The 21,001-nt window shown below is 41.7% G+C and carries 1 protein-coding gene and 1 pseudogene; both read left to right on the top strand.

Annotated features, from left to right (window positions below; genetic code table 11):
* Positions 1-550: 550 nt before the first annotated feature.
* Complete coding sequence (locus ACTRWI_RS18735; RefSeq protein WP_499133288.1) at positions 551-20,425, top strand: tandem-95 repeat protein; 19,875 nt, start codon at positions 551-553, stop codon at positions 20,423-20,425.
* A 293-nt stretch (positions 20,426-20,718) separates the two neighbouring features.
* Positions 20,719-20,850: pseudogene (locus tag ACTRWI_RS18730) on the top strand (ISAs1 family transposase); the annotation flags it as partial.
* Positions 20,851-21,001: the final 151 nt, after the last annotated feature.

Below are 21,001 nucleotides of genomic sequence, written 5' to 3'. Positions count from 1 at the left end.
TAATATCAATCCGGTCAATGATGCGCCAGAAGGTCAAGACGTTGCGTTTGATGTTAATGAAGACTCTAGCCCTGCAACACTCGACTTCACTCTTTGGGATGATGTTTTTGATGACATTGACGGTGACACCTTAGCAGGTATTGTTGTCACGCAGCTCCCTAATTTAGGGGAACTGAAACTGAGCAACTCAACAATTGGTAATAGTGCTCTCCCTCAAACGATCAGTGAGACGCAATTACGCAGTGGTGATTTCAGTTTCCACTTCAACAGCGATGTTAACGGGAGCCCATATACTGCCTTCAAGTTTAAAGTCAATGATGGGATCGACGACAGTGTAGAATATACAGCTACATTAAACATTCTGTCTACTGATGATGATCCGCAGTTAACAGTTAATTCTCCGAGCCAAGCTTTTGTTGAAAACGACAGTCCAATCGTCGTTGACAGTAACCTCACCATTATTGATGTTGATGGTTCCGACATCCAAAGCGCCACCGTCACGATACAAGGTGTAAGCAGTGATGAGCGGTTAGCTATTCCATCATCTTCTTTGCCAAATAATCTTACGCAAAGCTATGATCAAACAGCGGGCACATTGAGCGTGACAGGCCTAGGCTCGATCACTGATTACCAAAACGCACTACGAGCATTGACTTATCAGCATACTGGCACTGCGCTCGGGGTAAATAATCGAGACATCACTTTCACAATCACAGATGACACAAATCGAAGCAATAGTGCCAGCGTAGCAACGGTGGTTGTGCTTGGTTTCTACGAAAACATTGCTGCCTTTGCAGATAGCAATAATCCGAATCACAGTCTCGCGCAGTCACCTGTTCATGACCATTATATTGGTGCCGGGTTAGTGACGAACACAAATGGTTACTTTGTCGGTAGCAACAACGGTACAACTAAGGTCAATACGTTTTTACAAAATGAGTGGAGTAATCTCAGCATTAATAATGCTATAACACTCTCAGCGGCATTAAATGCACAACCTGATAACGATAAAGATGGCCAACCTGCTTACTTTGATGACGATGACACGCTATTCCATCTGAATAGCTATTATGTACTGCTGCCTGACATAGACCAAACCTTACCATCAGTCACTTACGATTATCTCTTCTCAGCCAAGGTTCAAATTGCCGGTCAATCGGTACAAGAGATCTTCATCACCCATGATCGAAACGCAGTAAATGCCGAGCAAAAGCATATCTGGCCAAAAGTGATTGCCGATGCAATAGAGACCGAATTCAGCTCGCTAGGCGTGAATGCTTACGACAAAGACTCTGGTACATCGTCATCAACTGTCAGTTCCGCACATAGTAATGTCATTTCTGGCGTACAGTGGATTGAGCTCAGTTATATTGAGCAATGGCAAGCCATTAATGCCTATCGCACGGATGCCACCAATACGGTTACTGAACCGAATGACACCGATTACAACGTGATCAGTACAACTGATATCGTTAGCAATCAATTGAACGAACTCAATAAATTATTGAGAAATACCAATCCGTCGGATTACACATCCACGGTTGGTCTAATAAAAAGTTATGACGCCATTTATGAGTATGCGTTAGCCACTGCGCCAATTACAGCCGTTCAACCTGAGTTGGGTGATTATGCTATTATCGGCATCAACCAAGATTTGAATAATACCACTGCATTTAATGCTTGGTTAAATGCGGCTCAACTTATCAATGCTGAAAATATTGCAGCTATGATTGAAATCATCAACTTCAGCAATGGTATCCGCGTTGCAGGAGCAACACCGCCATTAGCACAATACGCTTTAGCTGGCATTACCGGTACATCGTCCATCGTTCCGGCTCAGCTCAGTGACATTGTACAAGAACTCGAAAGTTCATCGAAACAAACGTTGGCTGAAGTGCAAGCCATTTTCAACAATTACAACAGTTTGCAAGCTTTAATCGACTATGCAAACAATACCGGCTCAACGCCACAGCCCTCCACCTATCGTGATGTTGGTTTTGCTAATCTAACGAGTAATGAAATCAGTCAGCTAAATAACTGGCTACGCGAACAAACTTTGAATTCGGAGCAAAAGATCACCAGCGCCGTTAACATTGTGACTTATTTCTCAGGAAATAATGCCAACGGTCCTTATGCATCAGATTATCAAAACATCGGGATTAGCAAAGATGTTAGCGATGTGATCAGTGAGGTTAATCGCCTCACTATTGACAAAAATGACACGATTGGGGCTCTGCAAACCTCCATTGATAATATAGATTTTGATAATGATAGCGTGGTTTTTGTTGATGATTTAGACGATACCAATCCATGGACAGACTATGACCAAGATGGTCTTAACGATAAAATGGAAACGGTCTTAAATGGCTTTGACCCGTTAAATGATGACACCAATGCAATATTAAGTGATCGTAATGGCAACCGTATCGCTGATATCTGGCAACAAATTACCGATACTTCTGATGCCGTGAAACGTAATCGAGCAATTGGTTACTTCATTAACGGGCAACTCGCAGAGAAAGCAAGTTCAGGTCCAAGAACCCTCAGTAATATTTCCGTAAATCCAACTTATAGCGAAAATTGGGATACAATTTCAAGTAATGCCACCTACGAGTTAGTTGCCTACCTTGACTTTAGTAACGAAGCAAGTTACCCAGTTCTCACTGAAGGTATTTTGATCCAATCGGGCAATATGTCTCTACGTTTTGCATCCGAGGGAAAAAAACAATTTGCAATACGTAGCGATGGTCAAGGTGACCGTAATGAAACTACGCAAACAAGCAGCGCCCATTTCTTTACAGCTACCGATAACCAATCAACGTTATTCCCTAGCCGACAATATTTCCACCTAGTTTTAACGTTCGATGGTACGTCACAGACCTTTACCTTGTTCATAAACGGCAATGAAGTTGGACAGGTACAGGACAGTAGCTTTACAGCTTTCAATTCTAGTAACACCAAAATAGGTATATTCCCTCAAGGGATACTAAGTGGCTTACTGCAAAATTACACGATGCTGAATTGGGTTAAAAAAAATATGGTCACCCATATTCAACATCATGACTCTATTTGGTCAGAGCAAACCATTCAATCACGAGCAGACACAATCTTAGCTGCCATTAAAGATGTCAATAAAAACGGTATCTGGGATGTCTTTGATCTTGATAAAGACAGTGATGGTCTGGTAGTTACAGAAGATAGCGATGATAACAACAGTTATTCTCAAACAGACTCAGACGTATTGAACGATCAATTCGAAACTACCCTTGGATTTGATGCTGTTTCAAATGACGATAGTCATTTACTCACCGATGATAATGGCAGTCGTGTGGCTGTTCTTTGGGATCAAGTCAAAGTCAGTCCAAATGCAATGGCATCGTGGATTAATCAAATATGGTCGGTTGAGTCTTCTAATTTAAACCCTACAGTGACTTTGACCCAACCTATCGCAGGATACGATAACTATGTCTATCCAAATAAAGCGAAAACAGTTGACCTTTCCGCATTGCCAAGCGATCAAGCCAGTTACGAGTTTATTGTACAAATAACCAGTGATAATTTTGCTGATGTTACCTTGCTTGGACACCATGATACTTCGGACACAGATAATGCGACGTCGTTGACGTTTGAAAATAGTGAATTGAGCAAACTTGGTGTAGTGCTCAACAATTCCGGAAGTGTTAATCTCACCAATGTGTTTGACGATGCTTCACCTTATGGCGATATCGCTCACTTAGTGTATGTTTATGAGCAAAGTTCAGACAGTTACACGATTTATATCAACGGCCAAGTCGCCGCTACCGCACAGTCGGCTCAGCTAAGTGCTATAAGAAGCGCCTCTACTCCGATAGGCCTCTTTGCTAAGGACTCGACAGGTGCAAGTAATATCGCACAACTTGATAGTATGGATGGCATTTATGCATTTGCCGCCTATCCGACCGCACTCGCAGAGAGCGATATCCGAACGCTTGCTAATGCGCTAACCTCCGTCACACTGGATAACGATAATGATGGTGTATGGGACAGTTTTGATCTCAATAAATTTATACCGGTTGCTGCCGACAATTCGCTGAGCACACCTGAAGATAGTAGCCTACCATTCATACAAGGTCACTTCGGCTTCACCGATCAGGATACTAGCGATACACTCTCGTCTATCAACATCATCAATTTCCCAAATCCTAACCGTGGTCAACTCTTATTAAGGACAACTCCGATGTCCGCTCAGAATTCCACAGTGACGGCAACGGAAATCACGAATGGCGACTTTACTTATCAACCAGTCAAAGACACTAACGATCAAGGGATGTTCGAGTTTAGTGTAAGTGATGGTCAAAATAGCTCCGCAACAGCACAAATGAGCATTACCATAACACCAAACAATGATGCACCAGTCATCACCAATACCACGCCCCTGAGTAACGTTAATGAAGACACCGACTATGTCTATCAACCTCAAATTAGCGATGTTGATAATACCCAAGCGCAATTAACAGTGACCTTGACAGGGGCAAATTGGCTAAAATGGGATGATACCAACCAACAAGTTATTGGTAAGCCAGATAATTCGTATGTTGGCACTTACAATATGACTCTGAGCGTTACTGATGGTGATAAGAGTGACAATATATCATGGGCTTTAACCGTCGATAACACTAATGATGCGCCAACAGGGCAAGATGACAGCACTACGATTAATGAAGATACTTCTCCATTTACGTTTGCAAAATCGAATTTCACCTTTAGCGATGACGACACCGGAGACTCACTTGAAAACATTATTATTACAAAGCTACCTAGTGAAGGAAATCTTGAACTAAATGGTTCACTGATAACAAGCTTGACTTCTCCTTTAACTGTAACGCTAGCTCAATTAACTAATGGCGAGTTGAAATTCGTATTTGCCAGTGATGAATTTGGTGCTAACTATTCTACTTTTGAATTTAAACTAAATGATGGTGAAGATGACAGTGCGGCATCCTACAAATTTACGGTAAACATTGACAATGTTGAAGACGACCTGAGTATCAACATTGATCAACCTAATCCTGTAGTAGAAGACGATGTAAACGTCACTGCGCCTTATACCTTTGCTAATTTCTCTATAGATGACAAAGGCGAAAATGACTCAAGCAACATTAGATTGACCAACAATAGTAATGCTCATTTCGTCTTAAGTGGTAATGACATCCAGTTAACTCAAGCCGGTATTAATGCACTCAATAGCAGCCAAAGTTTGGATCAGCTATCAATCAGTGTTGATGACACCGGTAGTGGTAAAACTATTAATGAAACCCTGACAGTCAGCATTACTCCTGTCAATGACGCACCAACGGCAAGTTCTAGAACAGTCACCTTTAAAGAGGACGCTACCTATACGTTCACTATTAATGACTTTAGTTTCTCCGATGAAGAAAGCACTAACTTAACTGACGTAAAAATCACTCAACTTTCGGCTAATGGTGAATTAAAACTCAGCAATAGTGTAATAACGCAGCAAGACATAGAAGTGTCTTACAGCGACATCAATAGTGGACAACTCACCTATACGCCTGTAACAAACGCATTCGGCACAGAGGCGCTGTCTTATCAAGTATCAGATGGTCAACTATGGTCATCGGATGCCTCGTTAACTTTAGATATTGAGCCCGTTAACGATGAACCTACTGCACAAGCTAGTACTATCACTGTGGATGAAGACATACAATTCACGATAAGTTATTCGGACTTTAAATTTGATGATACTGAGGGTGATGCACTAACTAAGATCGTGATTACGCAATTGCCAGACCAAGGAGAACTCCGATTAGATGGAAATATAGTATCAGCAGGTAATGAGATTTCTGTTAACGATATTAATGCTGGTAAACTTTCTTATCAAACCGCACTCCATAATATCAATCCCACCTCTTTAGAATTTAAAGTGTTTGATGGCAATGATTTCTCAAAAAATATTGCGACCATGACTATCAACGTCAACAGTATTAACGATGATCCAAAATCCGTCGATCATAACATCAACACCATTGAAGACGCTGAGTATACTTTTTCTGTGAATGTGATTGATCGGATGTTTGCCGATGATGACAAGAGTGACGTAATTGCAAGTCTCATTATTACAAGTATTCCTAACAATGGTGTATTGAAAGTCAATGATGGTAATAGTGAAACTCTCATCAGTAAAGATCAACTTCCTAAAACGATTTTACGTGCCAATATTAGTCAGTTGCGTTACTTGAACACACTGAACAATACCGCTTCAACCAGTTTTACATTTAATGTTAATGATGGAACCGTCACTTCAGCAAATCTGGGCACACTCACAATCAATATTAGCCCTCAAGATGATCACCCAACCGCTGTCGATGGTTTTGTTGATGTAACTGAAAGTACGCCTTTCTCATCGTTCAGTCAGATCGTAGTATTAAGTACTAACACCTCTAACCCAACGAGTGGTCAGATCTTATATACAGACCCAGATTACGATGATGACGTGAACGCAGTGAGCTTATTTGAGTTTACTGAAATCTTATTAGAAACCATGCCAGATCATGGTGAGCTCGCAGTTGCAAGTAAGGTGCTTTCAGTCGGTGATATCGTATCGGAGGCAGATATCAGCAACCTGATCTATACCCCTGGCAACTATCGAGAAGACAACACTCAATTTACGTTCAAGTTGAAAAGTACTGACAAATACTCGCAAAACACAGCGACAATGGCCATTAATATTCAGGCTGTCAACGACGCTCCAACAGCACTTGCAAGCACGTTCCAAGTCTATGAAGATAAACTTTCTCCGTTCACACAAAGCTTATTTAATAATGCCTACTCCGATCCAGAGAAGGCTCCGTTAGCAAGTATTGCCCTTGATAAACCGGACAAAGGCGATATCTATTATGACCAAAGCGGTAGTTTCAATGGCAGTGAGGTAGCGATATCAACTTATCCTCGACTCATTGATGCAGGTGAAATCAATCAATATGCATATAAATCTGATCAAAACCAAGATACTTCAGCAAGAATGTCTTTTACCGTCAATGATGGTAACAGTGATTCCGCCCAAGCGACGATGACCATTAATGTTTACCCAATCAACGATGCCCCGAGCATTGATGCGAATTTGTCTGTGGTAGTAGACGAAGATGATATCTATACCTTTAAAACAAGCGACATCACTTATTCCGATCCTGAAAATGACGGACTTGATAAAATTAGGCTAGTAACATTACCTCGTGGTGAACTGAGATATAAAAATCAATTGGTGCGACAAGGAGACGAAATTGATTTTTCTGATATTAGTAGCTTAACGTTTAAAAGTAACTTGAATGATGATTTAGACACGGCATTTGAATTTGAAGTCATGGATGATGACTCGAGCCCTTATTCCATCGCTGCAACGATGGACATTGATGTTCAACCTGTTAATGATGCGCCAACCATTACCTTAACGCCAATTGCGGGAGGGATTACGGAGAACAAAGTCAACCGCCAAACTAAGCTTGTGGACTATCAAACCGACGATCCTGAGAAAGATTCGCTCACAGTTACCATCATCAACGACCCTAATAATTGGTATGTTCTGGATTTAGTCAATCTAAGGGTAACTCCGACTTTAGCTGCTATTACAGCTATTAACGACGATAATCAAAATCTTAACCAACTCACTATTGAGCTAAATGTCAGTGATGGTAGTCTCAGCACAACTCAGACAGCGACGGTTAATATCACGCGCACTACTGATATGGATAAGTGGTACAGCGTAATCACATTTACACCAGCCCCTCCTGTTACCAATGTATCGAGTGTTGGTCTTGAAAAAGCTAATGCGTCTCAAGATGTTTCCCCATCGGATAATGTGTACGAAGTGGATTACAGCTATATTTCGGATATACAGACAAATACCGTTTATACCGATATATCAGCAATTCCAGCGGGAACAAACAGAATTACCGTTCGAGCCAAACAAACTAAGCTTTCCGAACGTAATATTTATCGTACATTAGAGAATGTCTTTGATTTCTCGAGCGATCCTGTCAATTTAGTTCGGACACTATCGCCGTTGCTGGATTTTGATAATCCATTATTAACCAGTGATAAGATTGATTTGTTAAATCGTGAAAGTATATTAAGTGCCATTAATTACATTGAACTTCGCGAACCTGTCGATATTACCTATCAATGGCAAGAGCACGATGGCACAAGTTGGCAACCTTTTGGGCAAGAGTTGATTGACTATCAAGCGGCTTCTGGACTCCAAGATGGCAATAAATATAGACTTCAACTCTTGGCAAAAAATAACAGTGCACAAACAACAAGTGACACTGTTTCTGATGAATCTATCATCGTCACTAGTGCTGCAACAAATTATGATATTAGCTTTGATGGGTTAAGCATTCCTCAACAAGGCATCACACAAAATATTCGTACCAACTTGGTCGCCTCTCCGGCACCGGCCAAGTTCACAGAGCGTAAAGTAACGTGGCAGCGTGTTAATAGTGATAACAGCTTGAGTTTATTAACTGCTAACCCTGATGGAAGTTATCAACCAACGCAATTAGATGTGGGTCTAGCACTGCATATTACCGTTGAATACCTAGACGGAACAGCAAGCTTAATATCGAGAAGTATCATTACTTCACCCGTTGAATCGCAATCTAGCTCCCAAGAGCTCAGCACGTTGGCTAATGACTTAAGTCTAGTGATCGACCCCGTTTTAGTGTCTACAGATCAAGAAGTCGCCTTAGTAGACGATGATATCATTAAGATCAGAGCACAAGCATCGACGATTGAAGCAGACTATCAATGGCAACATAGCGATGATGGCGTGACTTGGACTCCGGTTAGCATAAATGCAGATGAGGAACGCTTCACCACTACGTCTAATGAAAATGGCAAATATTTACGATTGCAAATCATCTTGAGCCTACTTAGTGATAATACAATCAGATTAAATCCACTCTATACTAATAAAACAGAGAAAGTTGAATCGCATACAGGACCTAAGCTCGAAACGCTAGTCTTAGGCTTCGATAGCGTAAGTAATACTTTGGCACTTTCTGAACGGTCAATATTATGGTTGGATAAGTATCAGCAAGATACCTCAGCCGTAGGCACAGCAAGCTATCAATGGTATCGAATTCCTGTTGGGGGTGATTTAGCCAATAATGCTGAGGAAATCCTCAATGCAAACGATAGCAAATACACATTAGACGTTACCTCTGATCTCAATTTTGAGCACTTACTTGTTGTCACGGTAAACAGCACCACTACCCTTTATTCAACCCGAACAGGTGCGTGGCTAAACAGTGGTAACCCAACGGATAATAACCAACGCGAACGTTACTTCGATGTGGTCAACGTCATTGATGGCACGACACCATTGCAGAGCGGCCAAACGGTCACCGCTCAACTTTCCGGTAGCTCGCTTGTCAAAGATACTCTGCCACCAGGGGTCTCGTATCAGTGGCAAAGCCGTACAGTAGGTTTCACTGGTGCTTGGAATAACATTGGATTGGATAGCCCCTCTTATACGCTAACGGGTAACGAAAGTGGCCAAGAGGTTCGCGTCTTAGTTGAACGCTCTGATGCGAGTGGCGCGATTCTGCCTCAGCTAGTTTCGGCCGGACGCAGTGTATCGTCTACTGCCAATCCTTTAACGCCGTGGCAAGTGAGTCTCACACAATCCTCTGAGTACGTGGTCAATCAGCCTATCTCAGTCAGTCATCGCGACACAAGCGACACCGTGACCTATGAATGGTATCAACTTTCAATCGCTTCTGATTGGAGCTCAGCAACTCTAATTAATAACGCAAGCAATGCGGATTACGTGCTGCAAACGGAAGATGTTGGCTACTTTATTGGCGTTAAGGCCACCATTTCCGATGGCAACAACTCGTTAATTGCTCCACAAGTAACCACAAGTCCAGTGAAAGCCAGCAACCTTGGTAGCAGTGACAACTATTATTTAGCCGCCACTTTGTCACCTAACCCGATATATCAAAACAGTACGCTTTCGTACCAGTTCTCTCTATACAAAAACAACACTCTTGTTGACTCCCCTGCGGGCAACGTCACGCCACAGTGGTATTTAATTGATGCGCCTGAGCACATTAATAGCCCGCAGTTATGGACAACACTCAATAGTACAACTTTACCTAATGCGGCGAACGGTAACTATGTCTTACTAAAACTTGAGTACGATGAGGCGAACTTAACCAAGCCATTAGAACTCATGGTAGTCAGTGATGACAAGGTACAAAATATGACTTCGCCAACTGTTTTTGATTCTTGGTACAGTGTCATTGACATGACGCCAAGCAACCCTATCGATAAAAATTCTCGAACTTCACTGGTTGCTGATAATGCAAATGAAAATGTAGCCGAGAGCGACAATAGCTATAGCGTCGATTATCGCTTCAGCCCAAGTGTGGCACCTTCAAAACAATATACTGATTTAACCTCTTTGCTAAGCGATTACCCAGCAACAGACAGTGTCATAGTGTCAGCCACCCAATACAGTGGAAGCCTCAGCAGAGAATTGAGCCCTCGCTCATTCACTTTCTCTTCTGATTTCGTCCACGATATTAGGCACATTATTCCAGCGCTGGATTATAATATTCCGCTGAATACGGGTGATAACGTTACGCTATTAAACCAAACGCAAGTGGAATCGCAAGTCAGCGCATTAGACGCATCGCTCACCATTGACTATCAATGGCAATCTAATGATGGCAGTGGATGGACAAACGTAGGAAGCGTTTCTCAAGCTTATGGCGACCTTAATACACAGCTTGCACCGCTCGTCGCTGGCGAAACGTATCGTCTAAAACTCATCGCAACCGATAACAACCAGACAAGCAGTGAAAGCACCTCAGACGTCACCACAGAGGTTCAAAGCTATAGCGTCAGTTACAATATAGAGTTTGATGACCTTGCTCAGCCTCAAGAAGGTATATCGCAAACAGTTGGTACTCGCTTGCTCTCGTCAGCGCCACCTGCGCTGTTTACGGATCGTCAGATAAGCTGGCAACGCGTAAACGCGAACAACAGCTTAACAACCTTGGCAACGACAGAAAGCTATAAGCCTACTAGCGCGGATGTAAATCATGTATTACGCATTACCATTGAATATCATGATGCGAGCGGCCTTTTAGTACAACGTAGTATTAATACCGAAACCGTATCGCCAAAAACGAATTCAGCAGCACTAGAAACGTTGGCCAATTCACTTACTTTGACTATCAACCCAGTCACATTAACTACTTTATCAGAGGTGTCCCTGTCAGCGACGACCGTTGCAGCGATTGATAACGCGATTGCTGCTAATATGACCCTTGGGGTGGATTACCAATGGCAAAGACGTCAAGATACGACGCCATGGAGCAACATCAGCCTGGCCAATGACACAAGCTATATCACGACGAGTGCGGATAATGATCACTATTTACGTTTAGAAATCATTTTAAACGATGGCGCTACCGCACTTAACCCGCGTTTTACTAATCAAACCAATAAGGTCAATACCAATACGTCTGCTGCACTAGAAACGTTGGCGCTCGATTATTCCACAAGCTTGAAAGAGTATCGCTTATCAGAGCGTTCAACCTTGTGGCTCGATCAATACCTCACAACCAACTCCTTATCGATTCAAGGCTATCAATGGTATCGCATGCCTGTTGGTGGCAATTTCGAGAACAATAGCAAAGCGATTAATACCGCGACTAATGCTAGCTATGCTCTTGATTCGTCTAGTGATGTCGGCTTTGAACATCTACTCGTTGTCTCTTTGAATAATAATGTGGATGTGTATTCCGAGCGCACGGCTGAGTGGAAAAATAACAATTCAGATCCAACGGAAATAAACCAACGCGAACGTTACTTCGATGTGGTCAACGTCATTGATGGCACGACACCATTGCAGAGCGGCCAAACGGTCACCGCTCAACTTTCCGGTAGCTCGCTTGTCAAAGATACTCTGCCACCAGGGGTCTCGTATCAGTGGCAAAGCCGTACAGTAGGTTTCACTGGTGCTTGGAATAACATTGGATTGGATAGCCCCTCTTATACGCTAACGGGTAACGAAAGTGGCCAAGAGGTTCGCGTCTTAGTTGAACGCTCTGATGCGAGTGGCGCGATTCTGCCTCAGCTAGTTTCGGCCGGACGCAGTGTATCGTCTACTGCCAATCCTTTAACGCCGTGGCAAGTGAGTCTCACACAATCCTCTGAGTACGTGGTCAATCAGCCTATCTCAGTCAGTCATCGCGACACAAGCGACACCGTGACCTATGAATGGTATCAACTTTCAATCGCTTCTGATTGGAGCTCAGCAACTCTAATTAATAACGCAAGCAATGCGGATTACGTGCTGCAAACGGAAGATGTTGGCTACTTTATTGGCGTTAAGGCCACCATTTCCGATGGCAACAACTCGTTAATTGCTCCACAAGTAACCACAAGTCCAGTGAAAGCCAGCAACCTTGGTAGCAGTGACAACTATTATTTAGCCGCCACTTTGTCACCTAACCCGATATATCAAAACAGTACGCTTTCGTACCAGTTCTCTCTATACAAAAACAACACTCTTGTTGACTCCCCTGCGGGCAACGTCACGCCACAGTGGTATTTAATTGATGCGCCTGAGCACATTAATAGCCCGCAGTTATGGACAACACTCAATAGTACAACTTTACCTAATGCGGCGAACGGTAACTATGTCTTACTAAAACTTGAGTACGATGAGGCGAACTTAACCAAGCCATTAGAACTCATGGTAGTCAGTGATGACAAGGTACAAAATATGACTTCGCCAACTGTTTTTGATTCTTGGTACAGTGTCATTGACATGACGCCAAGCAACCCTATCGATAAAAATTCTCGAACTTCACTGGTTGCTGATAATGCAAATGAAAATGTAGCCGAGAGCGACAATAGCTATAGCGTCGATTATCGCTTCAGCCCAAGTGTGGCACCTTCAAAACAATATACTGATTTAACCTCTTTGCTAAGCGATTACCCAGCAACAGACAGTGTCATAGTGTCAGCCACCCAATACAGTGGAAGCCTCAGCAGAGAATTGAGCCCTCGCTCATTCACTTTCTCTTCTGATTTCGTCCACGATATTAGGCACATTATTCCAGCGCTGGATTATAATATTCCGCTGAATACGGGTGATAACGTTACGCTATTAAACCAAACGCAAGTGGAATCGCAAGTCAGCGCATTAGACGCATCGCTCACCATTGACTATCAATGGCAATCTAATGATGGCAGTGGATGGACAAACGTAGGAAGCGTTTCTCAAGCTTATGGCGACCTTAATACACAGCTTGCACCGCTCGTCGCTGGCGAAACGTATCGTCTAAAACTCATCGCAACCGATAACAACCAGACAAGCAGTGAAAGCACCTCAGACGTCACCACAGAGGTTCAAAGCTATAGCGTCAGTTACAATATAGAGTTTGATGACCTTGCTCAGCCTCAAGAAGGTATAAGACAAACGCTGCGCGATAGATTAACGAGCAACACTCCGCCTGCTCTGTTTACAGATCGTAATATTCGTTGGCAGCGTGTCGAAAATGATAAGACTTTGACGGAGCTCTCCGATAAAGACAGCTTTATCCCGACTGTTGACGATGTAGGCAAAGCATTACAAATTACCGTTTCTTACTACGGAACAACAGGTAATTTACTTTCTCAACGTAGTATTCAAACCCAACCTGTGGTTGCAAAATCAGGCTCATCAACGCTGGATAACTTGGCTAATCGTCTAACATTATCCATTTCTCCAACAACATTAGCTCGTCAAGCATCGGTATCATTAAATGCAAGTGATATTACCGCCATCATAAATGACACGAGGATAACAGCGAATTATCAATGGCAGCGTCGTGATGATATAAGCAACTGGAGCGCTATCACTACCAACGGAAATACGTTCAATTACACCACAGTGCAAAATGACGATAATCATTATTTACGTCTGCAATTGGTACTTAGCACAACGGATAACAACGGCAATACTGTACAACTTGCACCGCTTTACTCTAATCACACTCAACTTATCGCTCCCAATGATAATGGGCCATTAGAGACATTAGCACTGGAATTTGATATCAACGCCAATACCTATACGCTCACAGACAGAGCGACTATGTGGCTCAATAAATACCAAGCTGACAATAACGTTAACCTAGATAATTACCAATGGTATCGATTACCAATAGATGGTGACATTACCAATAATGGCGAGGCTATTAGTGGTGCGAATAGCGCTGATTACCAGTTAGATAGCTCACATGATGTGAATTTTGAGCATCAATTAGTGGTGACACTTGATAATGGTACTAGAGTCTACTCATCTCGTACGAAACAGTGGAAAAACAATGGCATTGATCCCAATAAGACCAATGAAATGGACCGTTATTTCGATATTATCAGCATCACCGGCAACGCAACACCGACCTATGTGGGCCAGTCATTAACCGCGGTATTCTCTGGTAGTTCTTTACAAAAAGATCTGATGCCACCGAATGTAAAACATGAATGGCAAACTAGCCAAACCGGTGCAGATGGCAGTTGGGTTTCGGTGCAAGGTAATGATTCTGCAAGCATTACAGTAAGGAATACGGGCTATATTCGAGTTAAAGGTATTTGTCTTGATAACAATGGAGTCGCACATAAACCCGACCGATATTCAGACGCTCTAGAAATACAATCTGGTAGTAACCCGCTATCGCCTTGGCAAGTTAATATCACAAAATCAAGCGAATACACCGTAGGACAAGTTATTACAGCCTCTCATCGCACTTTAACAACTGAAAATGTGGAATATGAATGGTTTAGACTCGATAGCCCGACGGCTTGGAATATAGCTTCTTCTATCGGTGTGAAATCAGCCGATCACATCATCAGCGATGATGATGTTGGTTACTATATCGGTATCAAAGCGACGATAAGTGATTCGATAAACCAAGATGTCATCGCCTTTGACGTCACTTCAAATCCGGTTCAAAAAAACAACAGTGGGAGTAACGATAGCTATACGTTAACAGCCAATCTAACTTCTACGCCACTCTATCAAGACAGTATCTTATCTTATCAATGGCAACTGAAAGAAAATGGCGATATTGTGGCGAATCCGCCAGGTACAATTAATACCAATTGGTATCTGATCGACGACCCGAGTCATCAATCTTCAGCGTCGCTATGGCAACCAATCACTGGTAACAACTTAACAAGTGTTAGTGCAGGAAAATACTTACTGTTATCAATCAGCTATGAAGATTCAAATGTACTTAAAAACCCTCTAACATTATCGGTTGTCAGTCAAGAAGCCATTAAAAATAGCACTCAACCTACAGACTTTATTCTTTGGTATAGTGCGATTAAAATGGACCCTCAAGATCCGATTAATTCAACATCAACCCCGTATTTGATGGAAAAATCAAATAGCAACGAGACTCAAGCACCTAACCAAGGTAATACTTACACGGTGGAATACCTTTATAGTTCAGATGCTCAGCCTAGCAATAGCCTCTCTAGCTTGAGTGATTTATTCAACAGCTACCCTGATACAACGTCTGTAACCGTATCGGCAAAACAAATATCGGAGACAGATTCAAATGTTTATCGAACTCTGACAGAGAACTTCTCAGCATCTCAAGATCCAGCGTTACTTGTACGTGATATCGCTCTTGTTTTACAGTTTGATGACCCATTAAATACGTCAGATACCATCGGTTTGAGTAATCCATCGTATGTATTTAATGAGGTTCAGGCATTACGAGATAGTTATCCGGTCACGGTAAAATATCAGTGGCAATATTTTGATCCATTGAGTCAAAGTCAGTGGGTGGCTATAGCACCTGAAGCTGATGATTACAATGATTTAATGTCGTTGACCAGTGGTTATAAATATCGTCTGTGTTTGTTATCAGAAAATCTCGATACCAATACCAGCGCTAAAGTTGGCTCTAATGTAACGCCTGTAGTGCAAACGAACAGCCTTAATTACGACATCGAGTTTGATAATTTGGCAGAGCCACAAGTTGGTATCAAACAAAGAATAGATACTCGTTTAATTTCATCTATGCCTCCAGCGTTATTTACCGAACGAAAAGTGTATTGGCATCGAATTAATGACAATGGCTTAACGGCTTTGGTCAATGCTGATAGTTACACACCTCAACCCAACGATGAAGGCTATTCATTACGCATTACTGTCGAATATCATGATGATGCAGGGCTTATTGTAAAAAGTAGCATCGATACTAAGCCTGTGAGTGCGGCTTCAGGCTCAAATACATTGATTGAGTTGTCTAATAAATTATCGCTCACTTTATCTGAGACAACCCTTTCAACCGGTATGCTTGTTTCGTTAACAGAAAGTGATCTGGCACAGCTCAATACTCAAAGTTTGATAACAGCAAATTATCAGTGGCAATCGCGTGTCGATGGTGAGTCTTGGGCTGATATTGACATGGCTAACATGGCCACCTATCAAGTTAGAGCTGAAGACGTCGATAAAAAACTTCGCTTACAACTTATATTAAGTGAAGGCGCAGACGACCTCAGTCCTAATTATTCTGAATCTTCAAACACCATTATCAATAACCCAAATACACTACCAACCGAAACATTAGCAATTCACTTCACTCCCGAAGATAACAGCTATGAGATCAGCAATACATCGAAACAATGGTTAGAGAATTATCTAGCACAGACATTCAGTAACGTAAGTGCTTATCAATGGTATCGTATTCCTGTTAATGGTTCATGGCAGAGCAATGGTATTGCTATTAATAACGCCGTAGCCTCTCGCTATACACTCAATGAAGAGGACACCAGCTTTACTCATCAACTACAAATTACGCTAGATAATGGCGCTCGTTTATTTAGTAGTAGTACAGCTGTATGGACTGGTAACAGTGACCAACAAGCAATCAATGAGCATGCAAATGCCATGGATAGAGCGCGTTACTCTGATACTGTGTTAATCCAAGGAGGCGCAACTACAGCATCAATAGATCAAACACTTAATACACAATTGGTCGGTAGTAAACTCTCATTCGATTTGTTACCTCAGGTAATCAATTATCAATGGCAACACAGTAGCGATGGTATTTCATGGACAAATATCAGTGGGGAAATCAATGCATACTACACCGTTCAAACTGCTGACCAATACTTACGTGTTATCGTTAATCGACAAGATGATTTTGGTGAATTAACACCAAATCTTTTCTCGAATGTCATTCAAATAGATGCCACTCAATCACCATGGGCGATCTCTATTCTGCCTTATGCTGTCCAGCCTATAATTGCAACTCAACTTAAGGTTGCACATCGTTCTGTTGATAATTCTGAAAAGGTATCTTATCAGTGGTATCGCTTGCCTAGGCTGGGTAAATGGGCGTTAGCACAACCTATTGATGGTGCGAACCAAGCCCAATATAACATCACAGCTGATGATCTTAATTACTACGTAGGCGCTGAAGCGACGCTAAACAGTGATACTCAAACTAGTGTCGCACGACAAGTATTATCCGATTTCGTATCACCACAAGACAATCAACTGGATAAACTTAAAGTGCATATCGAAATGCCAACCCCTATTTACCTTGATACGCCTTTAACGGCAGATATTACTTTTTCTCAAGGTGGTGAGCTATTGTCATCGAGTGACTATGTGGTTAGCAAAACATGGTACGTATTAGATGATCCTAATGATATACACAATTCAAATCGCTGGGTTTCAACAAACAGAGCTGTAAGTAATAAATATGTGTTATTACATCTCGTCTATCAAGATGGTGATAGCTTGGTCAGTCAATATGCATTGAGTGAGGCACCAGTCCAATCTGATACGAACAGAACGACAATGGAATCTTGGTATAGTAAACTCGTACTGGCCCCTAATAAGCCTGTAGTTCCAAGTTCTCGCACCGCACTTATTAGCTCATCACCACTTGAAAATAATGGACAAGAGTCCGGGCTATTTACACTTGATCTTCAATATTTTGACGCAAGTGATCCTAATCAAATCTATTCGTCTGTCCAAGATTTAGTAACGAATGTAGCCTCACTTAATTGGGTCCAAGTCAAAGCAATACAAACCAGCGTGATAGATCCTTCGATATATAGAGTACTCTACAGTGACCGATACTATATGAGCCAGTTATACACAGGAGAGCCTTTACCGCCTGTGATTAACAAAAATCATGCCCCTATTGCGCTTGATGACAGTGTTCAAGTTGAACCATCAACAACCATTACACTTTCACCACTTGATAATGATTACGACAGCGATGAAGGCGATCAAATTACTCTTGTCAGTGCTAAAAGTAAATTTGGTAACATCGCGATAGTGGACAATAAAATACAATATACTTTACCAACTAATTTACCTGCCTCGTGGTATATCGAGTACGTAATTGCTGATCAACATGGTTCAAGCAATAAAGGACTCATAAAGTTAGAATCAGATAGCCTTCAGACAGAAAAACCACAGTTTGAAGAGATCTCTAGTGTCGATTTAAAAGCAACCGGGGTATTTACTCGTTTGGAAATATTCTCTCCAAAAGCAACTGACATTAACGGTGTTCCGATTCCGGTTTCATTATTTGATGGTACACTATTGCTTCGTTCTGGTTCTCATGTGATTTATTGGGAGGCTATTGATGCAGCAAGGAACACAACTCAAATCGTTAGTCAGCAAGTTAATATTACCCCTTACGCAGAATTTATTCCGGCGCCTACCATCTATGAAGGCACAACAGCTCAGATTAGAATTAAACTCAGTGGCCCAGCTCCAAGCTATCCGGTCACGATACCCGTCATAGTTAACACCGACAGTACGAGTGATAATAACGATCATTCTTTATCACTCTTAGATACCAATGATGTCGTTATCACATCGGGGACAGAAGGTATTCTTGAAATAGATATTTATCAAGACGACCTTAACGAAGGTGAAGAAACGTTACACCTTAGTTTTGCTAATAATGTCCATACCGGACCATTATCAGAAATAGTCCTTACTTTATCTGAAGGTGAGCAGCCAATAACGCTAGATGCTAATTTTTATAACGCAGATAATAATATTGTATCTATAGCCACTCCGGCTTCACTATCTGACTTAAATATCATCGTTGATAGCAATGTACCATTAGATTATGATAATAGCGTGATCATCGATTGGTACTATAGTGGGCCAAATATCTCAAAAGAAAGTGCGGGGCAGACGAGCAATTATGAACCTCTCATCTTGCCAGAGCTTAAAGAGACAGGTCGTTACGACTTTACATTTACCGCATACCCGTTAGGCATAGAACAACAACCTATCGTCGGCAAAACATCGCTACGGATAGTCGAAGAAGTCGAGCTAAGCCTAGACATGGACACTGATAACGATGGTCTAACTGATGCCGAAGAAGGGTTTGCAGATTTTGATAATGATATGATACCTAATTATCTCGATCCAATTGATGATTGTGAACTACAAGGCAATTCTGTTAATACCAGTTTAACTTTGATCTTTGAGTCAACACCTGGTGATTGCCTCATACTCGGTCAACTATCTCAAAAAGTTGACGTAAGCTCACCTTATGTTAAAGCAAGCACCCTGGCTGGTATTATTCCTGATGACTCAACAAACCCTAGTTATTCATCCGAAAATGTGTTCAACTTTACGGTTCGTAATCAAAACTCACAAAGCAGTATTGTAGTTATTCCGCTATTAGAACCGTTGTCGTCAGGCAGCATTTTACGTAAATACACGAACCAAGAAGGCTGGTTTGACTTTGACGAAAGCGAAGATGGCAGTAATCTTAAGTACGCAATAGGGGAACTTGGCAATTGTCCTCCACCACATTCTTCTCTTTATCAAGAAGAGATTGCAGTCGGTGGTTATTGTATTGAAATGACTATAAAAGATGGTGGGCGACACGATGGAGATAATAACAATGATAATAATATTGATGATCCAAGTTACGTTTACAGTTCTATTCCTAGCTTAAATATTGATCCTTTTGACTATGTCATTACTTATAATCCTGACAATATTCCTCTGAATTTCTCTGTAGATATTGACCTTTGTGATTATATCGCTGTGACTGATTGTGAATCACTTCAGGTCGTTAGCATCTCATCTAAGCAAGTAACGACTAACATTACTGATAACAATGGCGTCCGTATTTATTTACAATTTCCGAGTTGGCATCGCACTGCACACACATTAACGTTTACTGTCAAATTAGATGGTGCGGTTGGTACAGTCGATATGAATATTAATTATTCAGAAGAAACATCAGCAACACAGCCTGAATTTAGTCATTCCTCAGGTGGTAGTTTAACAATATACTCAATATTACTATTACTGCTGTTGTGCATTCGATTAAGATTACCTCGAATTCGCTTCTTAAGGTGATATTCAAGTTGAACGCATATACTCGTACTTGGCTAAACCAGATTGTAAAATAACACCATTAATCAAGGAATCCATTGTATAAAGTCAATAGTGATACCCAGGGAGAGATCGTGTGCGTTTTTTAATCAAAGTCATGATCGATTTGACGATCACATTTGGCTGTGATCATATACTCCCTTTTCAGGGAGAGCATCATGCACATTGACTACTTCAAAGAACATTTTCAAACGATTATCGACTAACGCCAAGGTTCAAAAGTCACATATTGCCTGTTTGGTAACTTCTCTCGCTAGAAAGGCTTAAAGAGCATTGTAATGGTTGAAAGCTTCCGTCTTGAGAAAGGAAAATCTGTCGAGCTAGAGTACCGTTATTACATCAGCTCTAGAAAGCTTAGTGCTGAGCAAGCGGCGAAGGTAGGTAGAGAGTAAACGCTCCATAAAACCCGAATTCTAATCGCCTAGCGCGAAGAACAAGCTCAAGTCTCCGACCATGAGGAGATTTGAAATGGGAAAACGACACACTAATAAAGAATGGCAAACGCTCATCGAGCAGTCTGAATGTAAGTTGGCGGTAAAC

It is taken from the genome of Pseudoalteromonas sp. G5_S1_14_S5, assembly GCF_054968605.1.
The sequence above is the reverse complement of the archived record's forward strand: the minus strand, read 5'-3'. Positions and strand labels throughout refer to the sequence as shown.